General features: G+C 68.8%; 14 protein-coding genes and 1 pseudogene. 5 read left to right on the top strand and 10 right to left on the bottom strand.

Annotation, left to right across the window (positions count from 1 at the left end; all coding sequences use genetic code 11):
• The first annotated feature begins 4 nt into the window (after nt 1-4).
• Nucleotides 5-400 (top strand): YciI family protein, encoded by a 396-nt coding sequence (locus SYV04_RS09990; RefSeq protein WP_321545446.1) that lies wholly within the window; start codon nt 5-7, stop codon nt 398-400.
• A complete protein-coding gene (locus SYV04_RS09985; protein ID WP_321545445.1) occupies nt 400-1,656 on the top strand; it encodes an RNA polymerase sigma factor in 1,257 nt (418 codons plus the stop codon). The genes SYV04_RS09990 and SYV04_RS09985 overlap by 1 nt, the downstream gene beginning before the upstream one ends.
• A gap of 125 nt (nt 1,657-1,781) precedes the next feature.
• Here the strand turns inward: SYV04_RS09985 and SYV04_RS09980 are convergent, their stop codons facing one another.
• Nucleotides 1,782-2,456 carry an HAD family hydrolase gene (locus SYV04_RS09980; RefSeq protein ID WP_321545444.1) on the bottom strand — a complete coding sequence of 225 codons (675 nt, stop codon included), beginning with the start codon at nt 2,454-2,456 and terminating at the stop codon, nt 1,782-1,784.
• A 128-nt stretch (nt 2,457-2,584) separates the two neighbouring features.
• On the opposite strand from SYV04_RS09980, the pseudogene SYV04_RS43880 reads away from it, so the two are divergent.
• Nucleotides 2,585-3,127: pseudogene (locus SYV04_RS43880) on the top strand (AHH domain-containing protein); the annotation flags it as partial.
• A gap of 57 nt (nt 3,128-3,184) precedes the next feature.
• A complete protein-coding gene (locus SYV04_RS09970; RefSeq protein WP_321545442.1) occupies nt 3,185-3,748 on the top strand; it encodes an imm11 family protein in 564 nt (187 codons plus the stop codon).
• Nucleotides 3,749-3,852: 104 nt separating this feature from the next.
• On the opposite strand, the gene SYV04_RS09965 is transcribed toward SYV04_RS09970, so the two are convergent.
• The 8 genes from SYV04_RS09965 to SYV04_RS09930 form a co-directional block, all read right to left on the bottom strand.
• Nucleotides 3,853-4,584 (bottom strand): hypothetical protein, encoded by a 732-nt coding sequence (locus SYV04_RS09965; RefSeq protein WP_321545441.1) that lies wholly within the window; start codon nt 4,582-4,584, stop codon nt 3,853-3,855.
• Between the two features lie 132 nt (nt 4,585-4,716).
• The gene (locus SYV04_RS09960) at nt 4,717-6,414 is read right to left on the bottom strand and encodes a S8 family serine peptidase (protein WP_321545440.1); all 1,698 of its coding nucleotides are present in this window, start codon (nt 6,412-6,414) and stop codon (nt 4,717-4,719) included.
• A gap of 297 nt (nt 6,415-6,711) precedes the next feature.
• Nucleotides 6,712-8,673, bottom strand: coding sequence for a carboxypeptidase regulatory-like domain-containing protein (locus SYV04_RS09955; RefSeq protein WP_321545439.1), 1,962 nt, complete (start codon nt 8,671-8,673; stop codon nt 6,712-6,714).
• Nucleotides 8,670-8,876, bottom strand: a complete 207-nt coding sequence (locus SYV04_RS09950; RefSeq protein ID WP_321545438.1) for a cytochrome P450 — start codon at nt 8,874-8,876, stop codon at nt 8,670-8,672. Before SYV04_RS09950 ends, SYV04_RS09955 begins: the two co-directional genes overlap by 4 nt.
• A 37-nt stretch (nt 8,877-8,913) precedes the next feature.
• Nucleotides 8,914-9,678: an SDR family NAD(P)-dependent oxidoreductase gene (locus SYV04_RS09945; protein WP_321545437.1), complete on the bottom strand. Its 765-nt coding sequence runs from the start codon at nt 9,676-9,678 to the stop codon at nt 8,914-8,916.
• A 15-nt stretch (nt 9,679-9,693) separates the two neighbouring features.
• A complete protein-coding gene (locus tag SYV04_RS09940) occupies nt 9,694-10,356 on the bottom strand; it encodes a TetR/AcrR family transcriptional regulator (protein ID WP_321545436.1) in 663 nt (220 codons plus the stop codon).
• A gap of 47 nt (nt 10,357-10,403) precedes the next feature.
• On the bottom strand, nt 10,404-12,797 hold the full coding sequence (locus SYV04_RS09935; protein ID WP_321545435.1) for a sensor histidine kinase: 2,394 nt from the start codon (nt 12,795-12,797) through the stop codon (nt 10,404-10,406).
• A gap of 197 nt (nt 12,798-12,994) precedes the next feature.
• Nucleotides 12,995-13,492: a hypothetical protein gene (locus SYV04_RS09930; protein ID WP_321545434.1), complete on the bottom strand. Its 498-nt coding sequence runs from the start codon at nt 13,490-13,492 to the stop codon at nt 12,995-12,997.
• Nucleotides 13,493-13,642: 150 nt separating this feature from the next.
• On the opposite strand from SYV04_RS09930, the gene SYV04_RS09925 reads away from it, so the two are divergent.
• Nucleotides 13,643-14,017 carry a hypothetical protein gene (locus SYV04_RS09925; protein ID WP_321545433.1) on the top strand — a complete coding sequence of 125 codons (375 nt, stop codon included), beginning with the start codon at nt 13,643-13,645 and terminating at the stop codon, nt 14,015-14,017.
• Nucleotides 14,018-14,023: 6 nt separating this feature from the next.
• On the opposite strand, the gene SYV04_RS09920 is transcribed toward SYV04_RS09925, so the two are convergent.
• Nucleotides 14,024-15,382, bottom strand: coding sequence for a TAXI family TRAP transporter solute-binding subunit (locus tag SYV04_RS09920; protein ID WP_321545432.1), 1,359 nt, complete (start codon nt 15,380-15,382; stop codon nt 14,024-14,026).
• Between the last annotated feature and the right edge of the window lie 8 nt (nt 15,383-15,390).

Genomic DNA, 15,390 nt, shown 5'->3' with positions numbered 1-15,390 from the left:
GACCATGAAGTACATGCTGATGATGAACACCCCCAGTGGTGGCCCGTACCAGATCGCCCAGTGGCCGAAGCAGGACCTCCAGGCGCACATCGGGTTCATGATCAGTTTCGCGAAGAAGCTCGGGGAGTCGGGCGAGCTCGTGTCCGCCGAGGGCCTGGCCGGCCCTGACCAGGCCAAGCGCGTGCGCGCCGGCAAGGATGGCAAGCCGATCACGGACGGCGTGTTCCCCGAGTCGAAGGAGTTCCTCGCGGGCTACTGGATCGTCGACGTCGAGAGCCCCGAGCGTGCCTATGAGATCGCCGCGCAGGCCTCCGCCGCCCCCGGGCCCGGGGGTGCGCCTCTCAACATGGCGATCGAGGTGCGGCAGGTGATGAGCGGGCCGCCCAAAGACCTGCTCTGATGCCCCCTGCACTGGACACCCGTACCCAGCACCTGTTGCGTGACCTTGCGCCCCAGGTGTTGGGTGCCGTCATTCGACGGTACCGCGACTTCGCCGCTTCGGAGGACGCGGTTCAGGAAGCTCTCATCGCCGCGGCGATGCAGTGGCCGAGTGGGGGGCTGCCCGAGAACCCGCGCGCCTGGTTGATCCAGGTCGCGTCGCGACGCATCACGGACCATGTTCGTGCCGAGGCCGCCCGTCGCCACCGAGAGGCGATCGTGGTCAGCCTGGTGCCCGTGGAGGAGCAGATCGCCCTCGCCGCCGATGAGGGCACGACGGAGCGGGACGACACCCTGGATCTCCTCTTCATGTGTTGCCACCCGGCGCTCTCGTCCGCGTCCGCTATCGCGCTCACACTCCGCGCTGTCGGAGGGTTGACGACCTTCGAGATCGCCAAGGCGTTCCTGGTGCCGGAGGCGACCATGGCGCAGCGGATCAGCCGCGCCAAGCAGAGCATCAAAACCTCCGGAGTGCCCTTTCGGATGCCCACGGCCGAGGAGCGCGCCGAGCGCCTCGGTGCGGTGATGCACGTGCTGTATCTAATCTTCAACGAGGGCTACACGGCGAGCTCCGGCCCAGAACTCCATCGCAGCGACCTCTCGGCGGAGGCGCTCCGGCTGACGCGCATGCTCCATCGCCTCGTCCCCGACGACTGCGAGGTCGCGGGGCTCCTCGCGCTCATGCTCCTGACTGACGCGCGCCGCGCCGCACGAACCGGACCGTCGGGTGAACTCATCCCGCTCGACCAGCAGGACCGCGCCCTGTGGGACCGGGACGCGATCTCCGAGGGGCTGGCGCTCATCGCCGCCACGTTGCCGCGGGGCTCGGTCGGCCCGTATCAGGTGCAGGCGGCGATCGCGGCGGTGCATGACGAGGCCGCACGCGCCGAGGACACGGACTGGGCGCAGATCCTGGAGCTGTACGGCCTCTTGCAGCGCATGTCCGACAATCCGATGGTGACGCTCAACCTCGCGATCGCGACGGCGATGGTTCAAGGCCCGGCCGCAGGGCTCGAGCGCCTGGATGCGATCGCCAAGGACCCTCGCATCGAAGGGCATCATCGCCTCGACGCGGTCCGTGCCCATCTCCTGGAGCGGGCAGGCGACTCCTCGGGCGCGATCGCGCACTACCGACGCGCCGCCGAGCGCACGACGAGCACATCGGAGCGGAACTATCTTCTGATGCACGCGGCACGGCTGAGCGAGACTCTGGATTAGCCCGTGCCCGAGGGGGTTCGGCGGACCAGATCGGGCTGCTCCCCACGGACTTGGAGCGGATGGCTCGCTTCGCGAGCGAGGCCCTGGGGCTCGAAGTGGGCCTGAAGAACTAGAAACGGGCTCTGTCAGGTGCGCCAGGTGTCGAGCAGCTCGGGCAGATGCGCCATGTCGGTGAAGATGTGCGCCGCCCCAGCACGGCGCAGGGCCTCGGGCGCATCATGGCCGGCCTCGGGGGGACTGTAGCCGAACACCGTGGCACCGGCCGCCACGCCGGCTGTCACGCCGGTGATGGTGTCTTCCACGACGGCGCAGCGCGCGGGGTGCGCGGACAGGGCGCCGGCCGCTGCCAGGTACACATCGGGCGCGGGCTTGGAGCGCGCCAGCTCGTGACCGCTGAAGATCCGCCCTTCGAAGAAGTTCATGAGGCCGACCTTGCGCAGCTGCAGCTCGACCTTGAGGCGGTCCGCGCCCGAAGCGCAGGCGATGCGGCCCTGCTGCCGCGCGTGGATGGACGCCACCGCCGCGTGGACGTTGCGGACCGCCACCAGGTTGCGCTCCAGCGCCTCGTTGCGCCGCGCCCGGAACTGAGCGAGCCAGGCATCCGTTACCGGCACACCGGTGCGCGCCTCGATGAGGGCCGCCTCGTCCTTCACCGTCTTGCCGACGAACAGCGCCATGCACTCCTGGGCGCTCATCTTCCAGCCCAGCTCCTCGAACATGTCGCGCAGGACGCCAATGGTGATGGGCTCGGAGTCCACCAGGACGCCGTCACAATCGAAAAGGACTGCCTCGAACCGCATCCGCGTGCTCCCTGCCTGACCGTGTGCCAGGTCTTTCCGGGAACATCCCCCATTCCGGCCGATGGTTGAAGCGAAGTGGTATGGCTGCTTGCGCCCTTGCTTTGCTCCTCAGCATGGAGGGGTGACCCATGATTCTGTGGCGGATTCTATGGAGGACCAATGCCTTGGTCCTTGCTCTGATGGTGGGATGCAGCGGGACTCCGCGAATCGTCCGGGTAGGGTCCGGAGAGCGGGGAGAAACCCTCATCCACGTTCCCCGCACCGCAACCCGGGAGCTGGTGGAGGTTCAGCCGAAGGAGGTGACAGCGGTCATTCAGAGGCTGGCGCGGGAGGTGCGCCTCTCCGCCTCGCCTCGTGAGACAGCGGAGAGAATCCTTCGACTCAACGCTCACTTTGGCAATTACCTGTACCTGCCCAGAGACGGGAAACTCATCCCACTGGAGTCGGGCGCTCCCTTGGAGGGAGCACTGACGGAGGAGGAGCAGAAGCTGGTGAACCGGTACAAGGCTTGGTGCCGGAGCGCCCATCAAATCGAGGGCGATTGCCTGGGGGGAGCGCTCGTTGCCGGGAAATACCTGGACCTGCAAGGCCGCTACATGTGGGCGATGGCCCTGAGCAAGAGCCCCGTGCTGGAGGAGTTCGAGAAAGCGCTGGGCGAGATGGTGAGCATGCCCGGAACGGAGTTGAACCAACTCGTCACCCTGGGGAAACCACGCTAGATGTCCCCTATGGGTCAGCGCTTCTTCAAGCTCAAGGACGACGTCTATGTCCCCCAGCGCTGGTACTTGGCTACGCCCATCGACAGCCAGGGCCGCAAGGTGCATGACTGGGACTTCAAGAGAGGGGCGCCCGTGTCCTTGGAGGGACGGTTGAGAATCCCCATCAAGATTGCGGGCAGACCCCTGGACTTCTGCGAGGCGGGAGTGAGGATCCCCGTTGTCCACGTCAAGGTGGCTTCCATGCTGTCGGAGCGTGCCCCTGGCGATGTGCAGCTCATCCCCGCGGACATCGAAGGCCAACCGGATCAGTACCTCATCCTGGTGGCCACGCGCCTCATCCAATGCATTGATGAGAAGGCATCCAGGATCCTGCTCTGGACCCATGAGGATGGATCACCGGACAGGGTTGGCCAGTATCGGGATGTTCGGGACATGCGCATCGAAAGGGTGAAGGTGGGGAACGCCCAGGTGTTCCGTCCTGAAGGGTGGTCGGGCACGCTGCTGATCTCGGAGGAGATCAAGGACGCTTTGGAGCGTATGGGCGCTACCGGTACGCGCTTCGAGGAGGTCTAGCAGGCTTCGGTTCAGCCAGCAGGCGGGCCCAGGATTCGTGACCCCGGGCCCGCTCTTTACTTCAGACCCTCTCGGGGAGTTAGAATTCCCGGAACAGCGGCCTGCTAGTTTCCCTTCACCCGCTCGCTCAGCCAGGGAACGAAGCGGTTCAGCACGTCCGGACGCGGGTTCTCCAGCGTGATGAGGCCCGCGCTGTTCGTGGGAACAGTCACCGGCTGCGGCAGCGCATGGATCCGACCTTCGAGGGTCAGCGCCTCGGGCAGCGTGAGGCAGTACGTGAGCGGCGTGAAGCTGCCGAACGTCTTGTACACCAGGATGTACTGCCGCCCCGCCAGCACCGGGTACTGAATGATCGCTGTCCCGGTCTCGAGCGCGTTCTGGACGTAGTTGCCGCCGTAGGCGGCGAGGGTGACGCCGTCCTCGATGGCCGCCATGCTGAGCGGATACCCGTAGCCATACCGATAGCCGGCCGGGTTGACCGCGATGACGTCGGAGTAGAGGGTCATCGAGCCGGACTCCCGGGCCGTGACCACGTAGGCGTCATAACGGAAGTCCAGGCTGCCAAGCGCGGAGCCGGTGGTGAGCACTCCACACGACACGTTGTTCCCCGGGGGTTTGGGATCCGTGCTGGTGTCTGGCTCCGGAGACGTGAGCGAGAAGGGGGAGGTTTGGACCTCCGGGGTGTCGGTAGGCTGGGTCGGGGAGGGTTGTGCCGGAGAGGGCTGAGCCGGGGACGGCTCGACCGGCTCGGGCGCTGAGTCCGGCTGGCATGCGGTCACCTGCACGAGCAGCGAGAGCAGGATGACGGCGGTCGGCAAACGGTACGAACGATTCATGGATTTCCCCCAAGTGAACCGGCCCAGGCCAATGCTCCGGGAAGCACCCCGAGAGGTCAACCGAAACGGACAAGCGGGCCAGGCATGAACCTGACCCGCTGTCGCCTTCAGTACGGCCGTGCGTTCATCGGGCTACTTCACCAGGGTGAGGGTCTCCCAGGGACCAATGGAGGTGCGGTTGCAGTTCACCTGGCCGCCACCATTGCCCTCGGCCACCACGTAGTGGCCATTGCCGGACTGCAGGGCGAACGAATCACCCGAGTTGATGGTGCCGCTGCCGCCAACCTTCCACATACGGAAGCGCTCCCAGGGACCGACGGAGGTGCGGTTGGCGTTCACGTCGGCGCCTCCGTTGCCCTCAGCGACCATGAAGTGGCCCTGGTAGGCCTGGAGGTTGACGTAGTCACCGCTCTCCAGCGTGCCGCCGTTCTCATCGATGAGGTTGAACTTCTCATGCGTGCCGATGGCCGTGAAGGAGGCGTTCACATCCCCCCCGCCCCCGCTGTTGGCGATGAAGTAGTAGCCGGCCCCCGTGCGGATGGAGATCAGGCTCGACGAGGCCGCCGTCCAGCCAGTGAATAGCATCAGCCCCGGCGAGCCCGTGCCCACATTGCTGATCTCGCCGCCCGAGGAGGCGGAGTTGATCAGCGCCGTCCGGACAGCGCTCGGCGTCGCGGAGGGGTTGAGCTGCAGGTGCAGGGCCGCCGCACCGGCCACGTGTGGACTCGCCATGGAGGTGCCGCTCAGCGAGGCGGTGGCGCTGTCACTGTCCTTGTACGCCGAGGTGATGCCCGAGCCAGGGGCGAAGAGGTCCAGGCACGTGCCGTAGTTGGAGTAGGAGGCGCGCTCGTCACTGCTGGTGGTGGCGCCCACCGTGAGGGCGTTGGGGGTGCGCGCGGGCGAGTAGCTGCACGCATCCGCGTTGTTGTTGCCCGCGGCCACCGCGTAGGTGACGCCCGCGGCGATGGAGGCCTCCACCGCGGCATCCAGCGCGGCATTCGCGCCGCCGCCGAGGCTCATGTTGGCCACCGCCGGCTTGATGTGGTTGGCCGTCACCCAGTCCACGCCGCTGATGACGCCCGAGGTGGTGCCCGAGCCGTTGCAGCCCAGCACTCGCACCGCGTGCAGGCTCACGCCCTTGGCCACGCCGTAGGTGCTGCCGCCGATGGTGCCCGCCACGTGCGTGCCGTGGCCGTTGCAATCACTGGCCCCGTTGCCATCCGAGATGGAGGTGAAGTCCAGCGAGACGCGCCCGCCGAACTCCGAGTGGGTGGCGCGGATGCCCGTGTCGATGACGTAGGCGTGAACCCCGCTCCCCGTGGCGTTGTAGGTGTAGGAGGAGTTCAGGGGCCGGTAGCGCTGGTCGATGCGATCCAGCCCCCAGGTGGCCCCCGTCTGCGTCGCGGTGGTTTGCACGAAGCTGTCCTCCACCACGTATTTCACGTTCGGGTCCGCGGCCAGCTCCAGGGCCCGGGCCTCGCTGGCGCGCACCACGAAGCCGCGCAGCGCGTGCTTGAAGGTGCGCTCGGCCTTCACGCCGTGGCGGGACTCCAGCGCCAGGGTCGCCTGCTCCGCGCTCGCCGCCGCCAGCCCCGGCTCCGCGTCCTTGAGCACCACGATGTACTGCTCCGGCACCGGATTCTTCGAGCGCAGCAGCTGGCCCGTGGTGCGCAGCTCCTGCTGCTCCTCCAGAAGCGCGTCCTCCGCCTCGGGCGCGCACGCTCCCGTCGAGAGCAGAGTGAGGGTGAGCAGGCCGCCACCGAACTTAGAGAAGCCGTTGCTGGAGAACTTCTGGGAACCGCCGCGGACCGCCTTCGCATGCTTCGTCATGACGTGCCTCGTGCTCATGGGGGTTGGAGTTGCGCCTGCTCCTCTCGGAGCCGGCATGCCTTCCCCTTGAGCAAGGGGTGTTCCAACGGCTCATCACCTCATGCGTTCGCCGTGCGCTGCTGCATGCGGTGCGGGACCCGCATCGCGAAGTGCGGGACCCGCAGACCGGACTGCGGGATGTGCAGTTCGTGCTGCGAGAGCCGCACAGCTCTCCTCAATGCCCGCGTGGGAGGCGTTTCCGAGTTGGACGCAAGCGCGTCCGGACCAGAAGCAGGGCCTTCGAACACGCTCCGGAGCCTACTGTTGCAGGCGTCTACGGGTGACCGGGACGTCCACCCCGGGGCCCGTGCCAGCGTCCCCGGCCTGGCCCCGACGGATGCTGAGCACCACCCGACTGTTCTCCGGTCCCCGGATGCGGTTGATGGAGCCGGCGAAGCCAAGCTCCACCACGGACACACCGTCGATGCGCAGGATGCTGTCACCCACGGCCAGTCCGGCTTCGGCGGCGCCGCCTCCCTCCACCACCTGGCCCAGCACCAGCGCGTCGTCGCGGGCGGCCAGCACCGCGCCGATGCCGACCAGCTCGACTTGCGGCTCCTCGCCGGGCTTCGTCTTTCGCAGGGCGATGACCAGCGGCTCCACCGTGCCCGGGCGCGCCCGGACATTGGAGAGGACGCGGCTGTGGTGGCCCTCCGCGGCGACGTACAGCGAGACCTCCTGCGGAGGCAGGCCGTCGATGGCGAAGTCGCCCTTCGTGTCGGACAGTGCATCGAACCGCACGGAGAGTGCGCCCGTGTCCAGGGTTCCCTCCACGGAGACCCGGGCCTGTGCGATGGGACGCTGGGAGTCGTCGGCCTCCACCACCCGTCCCGTCAGCCGTGCTCCGCGCGAGAGGGCGAAGTCAGCGCGCACCGGGCTGCTGGCGCCGTCGGGCACCTCCACCGGTGCCTCCGCGGGCGCGTAGCCAGGCGCCGCTACCTGGACCACGTAGCTCCCGATGGGCAGGCCGGCCAGCGCGTAGTGACCCTGGGCGTCGATGAACGAGAGCTGCGTGAAGGACTCGCGCTGCAGCGGGCCCACTTTCAGCATGACGCTCACGGAGAAGGAGGAGATCGGAGCGCCCGAGGCCGCGTCCCGTACCGAGCCCACCAGCTTCGTGCCCTCGGCGAGTATCAGGGTGAGGTCCTTGCGGCCCGCGGCGATGTCCTTGAGGCGCGCGGGGGCAAGCCCCATCTGGTGCGCGGTGATGTCGTAGGTGCCTGGCTCCAGTCCTTCTACGGTGAAGCGTCCCTCGCCGTCCGTGAGCGCCTCGTAGCCCATGGGGTCTCCGAAGACGGCGGGATATGCGCGCGCGGCGGTGCGCACGGACACCAGCGCTCCGGGCAGGGGCGCCGAGCGGGAGTCCACCACGCGGCCAGCGAGCCCCTCGGTGCCGGTGGCGCGCGTGCCGCCGTCCTCCAGGGCTCCCGTGCGCCGGCCCAGGGTGAGCTCCATGCGGCGCGAGAGGGCGACAGAGGGCGTCACCTCGGCACGCGCGGAGGTGTACTCCGGGTGCCGGGCCTCCACCTGGGCTCCCTCGGGCGCATGGAAGCGGAACTCGCCCGCACTATCGGAGGTGAAGCCGTCCGCCGTGGGGAAGAGCACCGACTCTCCGGCGCGACCGGTGAGCAGCCGGATGCGGGCTCCGGCCACGGGCTGGCCGTCAGGAGAGAGCACCTTGCCCAGCAGCTCCACCTCCGGCGTGAGGGCCAGCACGAGGTCCGAGATGCGGTGGCCCTCGGTGGCGGTGAGGCGGATGGGGCTCTCACCCCACTCGGGGCCGAAGGGCAGGTAGCCCTGGGCCGTCACCACCGCGAGCTGATAGGTGCCGGGCGCGCCGGGCAGGAAGCGGAAGCGGCCGTCCGCGCCGGTGCGAATGGACGAAGCGCCACCCCTGTCGGAGGAGAACGTCAGCTCCGCGCCCGCGATGCCCTCTCCGGTGGTGGCGGAGACGACGCGCCCCTCGAAGGCCCCATGGGTGGCGCGCATGTCCTCGGAGGATGTGGCCGCGGGCACGAGGCGCAGCGGCGCGGCGTGGCGGGATGGCACGGAGGGCGGCGGAGCAGGCACCGCCGGGGCGGGAGGCTTGGCGACCTGAGCCGTCGGAGCTGGAGGCGAGGGGAGGGAGTGCGTGTCACGGCCTCTCATCAGAAAGAGGCCGACCCCTATCCCCACGAGCAGCAGAACCGCGAGCACTCCTCCTTGCGCGCGCTTGTTCATGAGCGAGGCTCAGCCAAGCACGAGGGGCAGCGACTTGTAGCCGAGGCTCCTCGGCGGACTTCCGGGAAGCGGTCGAGCAGCGCGTTCAGCAGGATGCGCGCCTCGAGCCGGGCCAGCGGAGCGCCCAGGCAGAAGTGAGTGCCCAGCCCGAAGCCCACGTGCTGGTGAAGAGCATCAGGCGTGAGCGGAGCGGGAGCGTACATGCCGATATCTGACCCCACCGGCTGTGTGTGAAACAACTCACGCCGCGAGGAATCCCCCGTCCACCGGCAGGGGCGCCCCCGTCACGTATCCCGCCCCCTCGGAGCACAGCCAGAGCACCGCGCCGGCGATCTCCTCCTCCGTTGCCATGCGCGCCATCGGATGCTGCGCGACCAGCTGGTGGACGAGCTCAGGCACGAACGTCTCGGCCTGGCGCATGGCCGGCGTCCGGGTGACGCCCGCACAGAGGGCGTTCACGCGGATACCCCGCGTCGCGTACTCGAGCGCCACCGAGCGAGTCATTCCGACCACCGCGTGCTTCGAGGCGACATACGCGTGGTGCGCGGGCTTGCCCGCCAGGCCGTAGATGGAACTCAGGTTGACGATGGCGCCTCCTCCCGAGGCGAGCATCGCCGGGATTTCGTAGCGCATCGCCAGCCAGACACCTCGGGCGTTGATGGCCATGACGCTGTCCCAGACCTCCTGGTTCGTGGCCTCCAGCGGGGCCATGTCACCCCCGCTGCCCGCGCTGTTCACCGCGAAGTCGAGCCGGCAGAAGTGCTTCACCGCGCCTTCCACGGCTCGCGCCACCGAGGATTCCTCTCTCACGTCGGTCTGGAGGAAGAGGACCTTCGCGCCCTCGGCCTCCAGCGCCGCGCGGGCCTCTCGCCCAGCCTCTTCGCCTCGGGCGGCGAGGACGACGCTCGCCCCCGCCTTCGCGAAACCCCGCGCCGTGGCGAGACCAATGCCCGAGGTCCCTCCAATGACGAACGCGACCCGCCCGGAGAAGTCGTAGCTGACCATTCGAGTTTCCTTTCGCTAGGGCCTGGATGTGCCCAGGCCATTTCGGATGAAGAGGACCGCTTGTTGAGAGAGCCGGCGGCGGCTCTTGGAGCCCAGCCGCTTGCGGAGCGAGTCCGAGGCCAGCACTTCGTGCAGTTCCGCCCCAAGCTCCTGGAGCACCAGATCGGTCAAACCCGGGCCGATGATGGTGGAGACCAGCCGTGTCGCCACGTCCAGGTCGGGGGCCTTCAAGGCTCCGCTCGCCGCTCCCTCCGCGAGCACCGCCCGAAGCTCCACGAGGCCAGCCTCGCAGATGGCCTTGTGCAGGCCGCGGACTTCCACGTTCGCCGTGGGATCCGCCGCCGCCGCGGAGAGGCGCGCCAGGCGCGGGTGCTCGACGAGGAACGCCATGCCGCGCTCGATGTGCGTCTCCAGCCGCGCCCAGAAGTCACCCTCCCGGCTCGCCGCGCCGATGAACGCGCGCTTGCGTCGCGGCGCCTCCTCCGTGAGCAGCCAGCGGTACAGGTCCAGCTTGTCCTCGAAGTATTGGTACACGCTGCCCTTGGGGATGCGCGCGCGGCGCGCGATCTGTGACAGCGAGGCTTCGATGTAGGGCCGGTCGGAGAACTCGGCGATCGCCTCGTTCACCAGGCGATCCCTCCGCTCCTCGGGGAGGCGAAAGAATGTGCTCGTGGGCATGTGACCGACCGGTCATATGACCGGTCGGTCGCATCTGGCAAGAGGTTTCACCGAGGCTCCGCCCGCTCCTCTCGCGCGTGCGGCGGCACCACCGGCAGCGTGAAGGTGAAGGTGGAGCCCTGGCCCGCCGTGCTCTGCACGGAGATACGGCCTCCATGCGCCTCGATGATGAGCCGGCTGATGTACAGCCCCAGGCCCACGCCCTGCGCGCTGCGGCCCGACTGGGTCCGGTAGAACTTGGTGAAGAGCCGGGGGAGCTCCTCGGGCTTGAGCCCTGGCCCCTGATCTCGCACCGACACCTGGAGCTGCGCGCCCTGCTGCTCCAGGCGCACCACCACGGGCGTGCCGGGTGTGCCGTACTTGAGCGCGTTGGTCAGCAGGTTCACCACCACTCGCTCCAGGCGTGGCGCGTCCACGGGCACCCAGGGCACCGGCGTGGACACCTCCAGCCGCAGTCGCTCGCGCTCATCGGGCGGGACATCCCGCTCGACCACCTCCTCGAGGAAGCGCACCAGGTCCATCGGCTCACGGTGCAGCTCCACCTGCCCCGCCTCCAGGCGCGAGCTCTCCAGCAGCTCCTCCACCATCTCCTTCATCTGCCGCGCGTTGCGCAGCAGGGCCTCCGCGGTGGTGGCCTCCTTCGAGAGGCCCTTCTGCTTGAGCGCGCGCTGCAGCAACTGGGTGCGCAGGGTGATGTTCTGCAGGGGCGTGCGCAGGTCATGGGTGATGAGCCCCACATATTCCTGCCGCAGGCGCTCCAGCTCCTGGCGGGCGGAGATGTCCTGGATGGAGACCACCACGCCTCGCACCTCCCCGTTGGCCCAGCGCACCGGCGCCGCCGACGTGAGCACGGGGATGCGTCGGTCCGGATTCTGGACGAGGTATTCCTCCGGGGGCACCTCCTCACCGGCCAGGGCTCGGGTGGAGGGGAGCTCCTCGAAGCTCACGGGCCGCCCATCCGTGTGGCGGAGGCGCCCGAGGTATTGCCGCCGCCCCGCGGGGGACTCCATGGGCTCGCCCATCAGGGCCTGGAGCGCGGAGTTGAGCCGCACCTCGTCCTTCAAGGGATCCACGAAGAGGATGCCCACCGGGGCGCTGTCCACCACCGTCTGGAGCAGGACGCGCTCACGCTCCGCCTCGGTGCGAGCGGCGTTCAGGCGCTCCAGGTACTGCTCGCGCTCCGTCACATCCCGGATGATGGTGGTGACGGAGAGCCCGTCCTGCGACTGCAAGGGGCTGAGGCTGATGTCCAGCGGAAGCTCGGAGCCGTCCTTGCGCAGGCCCCGCAGCGCCAGCCCCTGGCCCATCTTGCGGATGGTGGGCGCGGCCACGTACGCCTCCCGTTGGCGGCGGTGCGCCTCGCGCAGGCGCTCCGGGACGAGCACCTCGACCTTCTGGCCGAGCAGCTCCTCTCGCGGGTAGCCAAACACCCGCTCCGCCTGGGCGTTGATGAAGATGATCCGCCCGAAGCGGTCTGCGGTGACGACGGCGTCCGGCGCCGACTCCAGCAAGCCGCGGTAGCGCGCCTCGGAGGCCTCGAGCGCGGCGTTGGCCTGGCGGCGCTCGGTGTCGATGCGGTTGAGCGCCACCGCGGCCAGGAAGACCAGCGCCACGCCCCCCAGGCTCATCACGGTGGAGAAGAGGGGAGCCTTCGCCAGCTCGCTGATGAGGCCGGCCCGGTGGAGCAACTCCAGCGCTCCATCCGCCAGCAGGGGACCCAGCAGCCCCACCGGGACCAGACGGCGCGCGAGGAAGCCCCCGAGCGTGTCCCGGGTGAGCAGACCCACCAGCCCCTCCTCCGGTCTCGCGCACAGGATTCCCACCCCGAGCAGCAAAATCGCCAGCGAGGTGTGGAGCCCCATGCCGATGAAGGGGATGAGCTGCGGTGCGTCCGCGAACCGGAGGGCCCCGTGGATGTAGCCATTGAGGGCGCGCAGCGCGCCGATGAATGCCAGGAGGACGAGCGTGGTCGCCCACTTGGGGGAGGTCGGAGCGCGGCGCCCGAGCAGGAGCAGCGCGGAGCCGAGCAGGACGAAGCAGGCCGCGGTGTTGGCCGAGGTCAGGTGCGGCGGAGTCCTCGAGGCCCAGTCCGTCCACCGGAACAAGAGGACCTGGACGCCCAGGTCCCTGCCGCTGAGGAGCTGGAGCAGGGTGGCGGCACCGATGAGGATGAGTCCCCAGGCCGCCACGAGCCCCGCCGCGCGGCGGAGCCGTCCCGGAGTGAGGGCGTGGAGCAGCCCCAGGGCCATGCCGCCGAGGATGAGGCCGAGGGCGGAGTTGGGGCTCATCTTCGGCAGGCCGGGCACCATCGACGTCAGTGAGGGCAACGTCCGGATCCAGCCCACCATGACGATGACGCCGACACAGGGGGGAATGATCGCCGCGCTCCAGATCAGGAGTCGGATGAGCGAGAAGCCATGGAGCTGGGTGCGGCCCGCCATTTCGCCTCCCCCCGGAGCGCAAGGCACTGGCTCTCAACCATCATTCCTGAGGCGTGCCAGTCAAGCGAGGGGGGGAGGGGAAAGCCTGGGTATCCAACCTGTGGCGCGTGCGTTGGTCACCCTTGCACGCGCCCGCGTCTAGAATCCCGTGGTGCCATGCCCCGTGGGGTGACGCGGGTGGGTCGTCTTCACCCCGCTCACCAGACGATGCTCTGGCAGCCCCGCGCGACCATCTTCTGACAGTCGTTGGGCCCGTACTCGCAGGGGGCCACGCGCACCGCCTGCACGAGGTACGTCTTGCCGGCCACGAGCGGGCGGGGCGCATAGGCCTTGCGGTCGCTCCCCGGCGTCACCCCGTACTGGAGGGGAGAGGCGATGAAGGGCTCCGCGAGCGCCACCTCGTGGAACTTCTCGGTCTCGCCGGCGCCCAGTCCCCACACGAGCGAGCCATTGCAGGCGCAGTGCTCCTGCAGCGGGGCCGACTCGCACTGGATGACGTCGACGCGGTGGACCATGTCGCCGTCCCAGGAGAAGCGCAGCGCGTCCTGCGTGCGCTCCATGTGAAGGGGGATCTGCTCGATCTCGGTCTCCCGAGCGGCTTCCTCGGAGGGGAAACATCCCGTCGCCAAGGAGAGGGTGAACAGCGCGGCGAGGCTTCGCGGGGAGAAGAGCGGCAGAGGGGGCCGGGCGGTCATCGTGGGGTCCTCGTAAGTGTTGTGCCGCTTCAAAACCGAGGACCCCCAAATCTGTTACTTCCTCTTCAGTAAGTCTAAAAGTGTGGATAGCAGGTAAAAGCTGTACCTATCCTCTCCGGCGTTGGACATCTCACCCGAGAGAGGAAGTTCATGAAGCTGAAGGCTCTTCAGAAGCTGTTCTTCGCGCTGCCCCTGGCCCTGTACGCGGTCCCGGCCCACGCGACCACCTGGTACACCAGCGCCAACCTCGACTTCACCTCCATCGCGACGGTTGGCCACTACTCGAAGTACATCACCAGCACGCCGTACTTCAGCATCGTCGGCACGGCCTACGGTGCCAGCTCGGGCATCCAGGGCGTCTACGCCAGCCAGGATCAGGTCGTGCTGCAGCGCTGCCTGGCCCTGGCCGAGCAGGTCAACCTGAGCCGCGGGACCGGCAGCAGCCCCATGCTGCGCATCCAGGTTCAGCCCGACCCCGCCCACGCCGGGTTCGCGCAGATCCAGTACTGCTCGCTGCACCAGTAGAGGCGCTCAGCCGGTCGCCTTGATGCCGGCGTCCTTGCCCTCGGGCGCTCCCGAGAGCCGGCGGGTGAGCCGCCGGCGCACGACGTCGATGTGCTCGCGGAAGTAGTAGAGGTTCTCGGCGTACGAGAGGGGGAGCGGAATCCGGTTCACCTCTCGCTCCGCCTCATCGAGCCGCCGCAGCATGTCCTCGAGCATCTCCCGCCCGGGGTTCTCCTCGAGCTGGAGTTCGATCTCCTTCAGCCGCGCGTACCAGCGGAAGATGCGCGAGCGAACCCGCCACAGGAACACGGCGGGCACGGCGCGCGCCAGCGGCACCACCACGGCGATGATGGGCACCAGCATCACCCAGAGCCGGTCCACCAGGTTGGCGGCCCAGAAGGGCAGGTAGCGCTGCAGCAGGGGGACGCCGGCCTCGTAGTAGCGACGGGCCTCGCTGCTCAGCGGAAAGCCCGCCTCCAGCGGCGCCGGGAACTCACCCGTGCGGTCGAGCATGCCCGCGCTGCCGTGGACCTCGCTCGCCGCGCGCATGAGCAGGTACGCCAGCGCCGGGTGCAGCGAGTCGCGCGCCACGAGGTTCGCCGTGGGCGCCACCAGCAGCACGTCCCGCTCCGGGACGTCCGCCGCGAGATCGAACACGCCTCGGGGCAGCACGTGCTTGGACAGGTACGGGAACTTGCGGGCGTAGGCCTCGGCGCGCGTGAAGCTCAGCAGCCGGATGCCGGGCACCGCGGTGAGCTTCTTGATGGCCGGGGTCTCCGCCGGGGAGACCAGGAACACCGCGTCGAGGGTGCCCTGCTTGAGCTGCTCGATGGCCGCGTCCCGTTCGAGGGGCAGTAGCTCCGTGGGAGCCTTGGCCACGCCGTTGGCTTCCAGGATGGTGAGGGCCAGGGCGCGCGTACCGCTCTCGGCGGGCCCCACCGCGATGCGCCGGCCCTGGAGCTGGCGCACGTCCTCGACGGGCTCGCCCCGGTAGAAGACCCACAGGGGCACGTACGAGAGGCTGCCGAGCGAGACGACGTTCGGCGCCTTCTCTCCGGTGGTCGCGCCGCTCTGCACGAACGCGACGTCCACCCCGCTGTCCTCCTGCGTCAGCAGCTCGACGCTGGTGACCGAGCCCTTCGTCGGGCGGATCTCCAGGGTGATGCCGTGCTTCTTGAGGATCTCCTGGTAGCGCCGCGCGAAGTACCGGAAGCCGCCCTCGTCCTGCGCCGTGGCGATCACGAGCGTCTTGGGCGGGGCGGGCTTGACGAAGACGAACGTCACCGCGAACGCGGCGCCGATGACGAGCAGCGCCGGTCCGAGCGCCAGCCACAAGTCCCGGCGCAGCGTGCGCCGGAGCTGTTCCTTGATCTTGTCCGTCTTCATTCCGCGAA

Origin of the sequence: Hyalangium ruber (assembly GCF_034259325.1) — a bacterium.
GTDB classification, from domain to species: Bacteria; Myxococcota; Myxococcia; order Myxococcales; family Myxococcaceae; genus Hyalangium_A; species Hyalangium_A rubrum.
The sequence above is the reverse complement of the archived record's forward strand: the minus strand, read 5'-3'. Positions and strand labels throughout refer to the sequence as shown.

Coding starts and splice junctions, on each gene's coding strand:
- SYV04_RS09965 (WP_321545441.1), bottom strand. CDS start 4,584: ATGAATCGTTCGTACCGTTTGCCGACCGCCGTCATCCTGCTCTCGCTG.
- SYV04_RS09955 (WP_321545439.1), bottom strand. CDS start 8,673: ATGAACAAGCGCGCGCAAGGAGGAGTGCTCGCGGTTCTGCTGCTCGTG.
- SYV04_RS09930 (WP_321545434.1), bottom strand. CDS start 13,492: ATGACCGCCCGGCCCCCTCTGCCGCTCTTCTCCCCGCGAAGCCTCGCC.
- SYV04_RS09945 (WP_321545437.1), bottom strand. CDS start 9,678: ATGGTCAGCTACGACTTCTCCGGGCGGGTCGCGTTCGTCATTGGAGGG.
- SYV04_RS09990 (WP_321545446.1), top strand. CDS start 5: ATGAAGTACATGCTGATGATGAACACCCCCAGTGGTGGCCCGTACCAG.
- SYV04_RS09935 (WP_321545435.1), bottom strand. CDS start 12,797: ATGGCGGGCCGCACCCAGCTCCATGGCTTCTCGCTCATCCGACTCCTG.
- SYV04_RS09920 (WP_321545432.1), bottom strand. CDS start 15,382: ATGAAGACGGACAAGATCAAGGAACAGCTCCGGCGCACGCTGCGCCGG.
- SYV04_RS09980 (WP_321545444.1), bottom strand. CDS start 2,456: ATGCGGTTCGAGGCAGTCCTTTTCGATTGTGACGGCGTCCTGGTGGAC.
- SYV04_RS09950 (WP_321545438.1), bottom strand. CDS start 8,876: ATGTACGCTCCCGCTCCGCTCACGCCTGATGCTCTTCACCAGCACGTG.
- SYV04_RS09985 (WP_321545445.1), top strand. CDS start 400: ATGCCCCCTGCACTGGACACCCGTACCCAGCACCTGTTGCGTGACCTT.
- SYV04_RS09925 (WP_321545433.1), top strand. CDS start 13,643: ATGAAGCTGAAGGCTCTTCAGAAGCTGTTCTTCGCGCTGCCCCTGGCC.
- SYV04_RS09960 (WP_321545440.1), bottom strand. CDS start 6,414: ATGACGAAGCATGCGAAGGCGGTCCGCGGCGGTTCCCAGAAGTTCTCC.
- SYV04_RS09940 (WP_321545436.1), bottom strand. CDS start 10,356: ATGCCCACGAGCACATTCTTTCGCCTCCCCGAGGAGCGGAGGGATCGC.
- SYV04_RS09970 (WP_321545442.1), top strand. CDS start 3,185: ATGGGTCAGCGCTTCTTCAAGCTCAAGGACGACGTCTATGTCCCCCAG.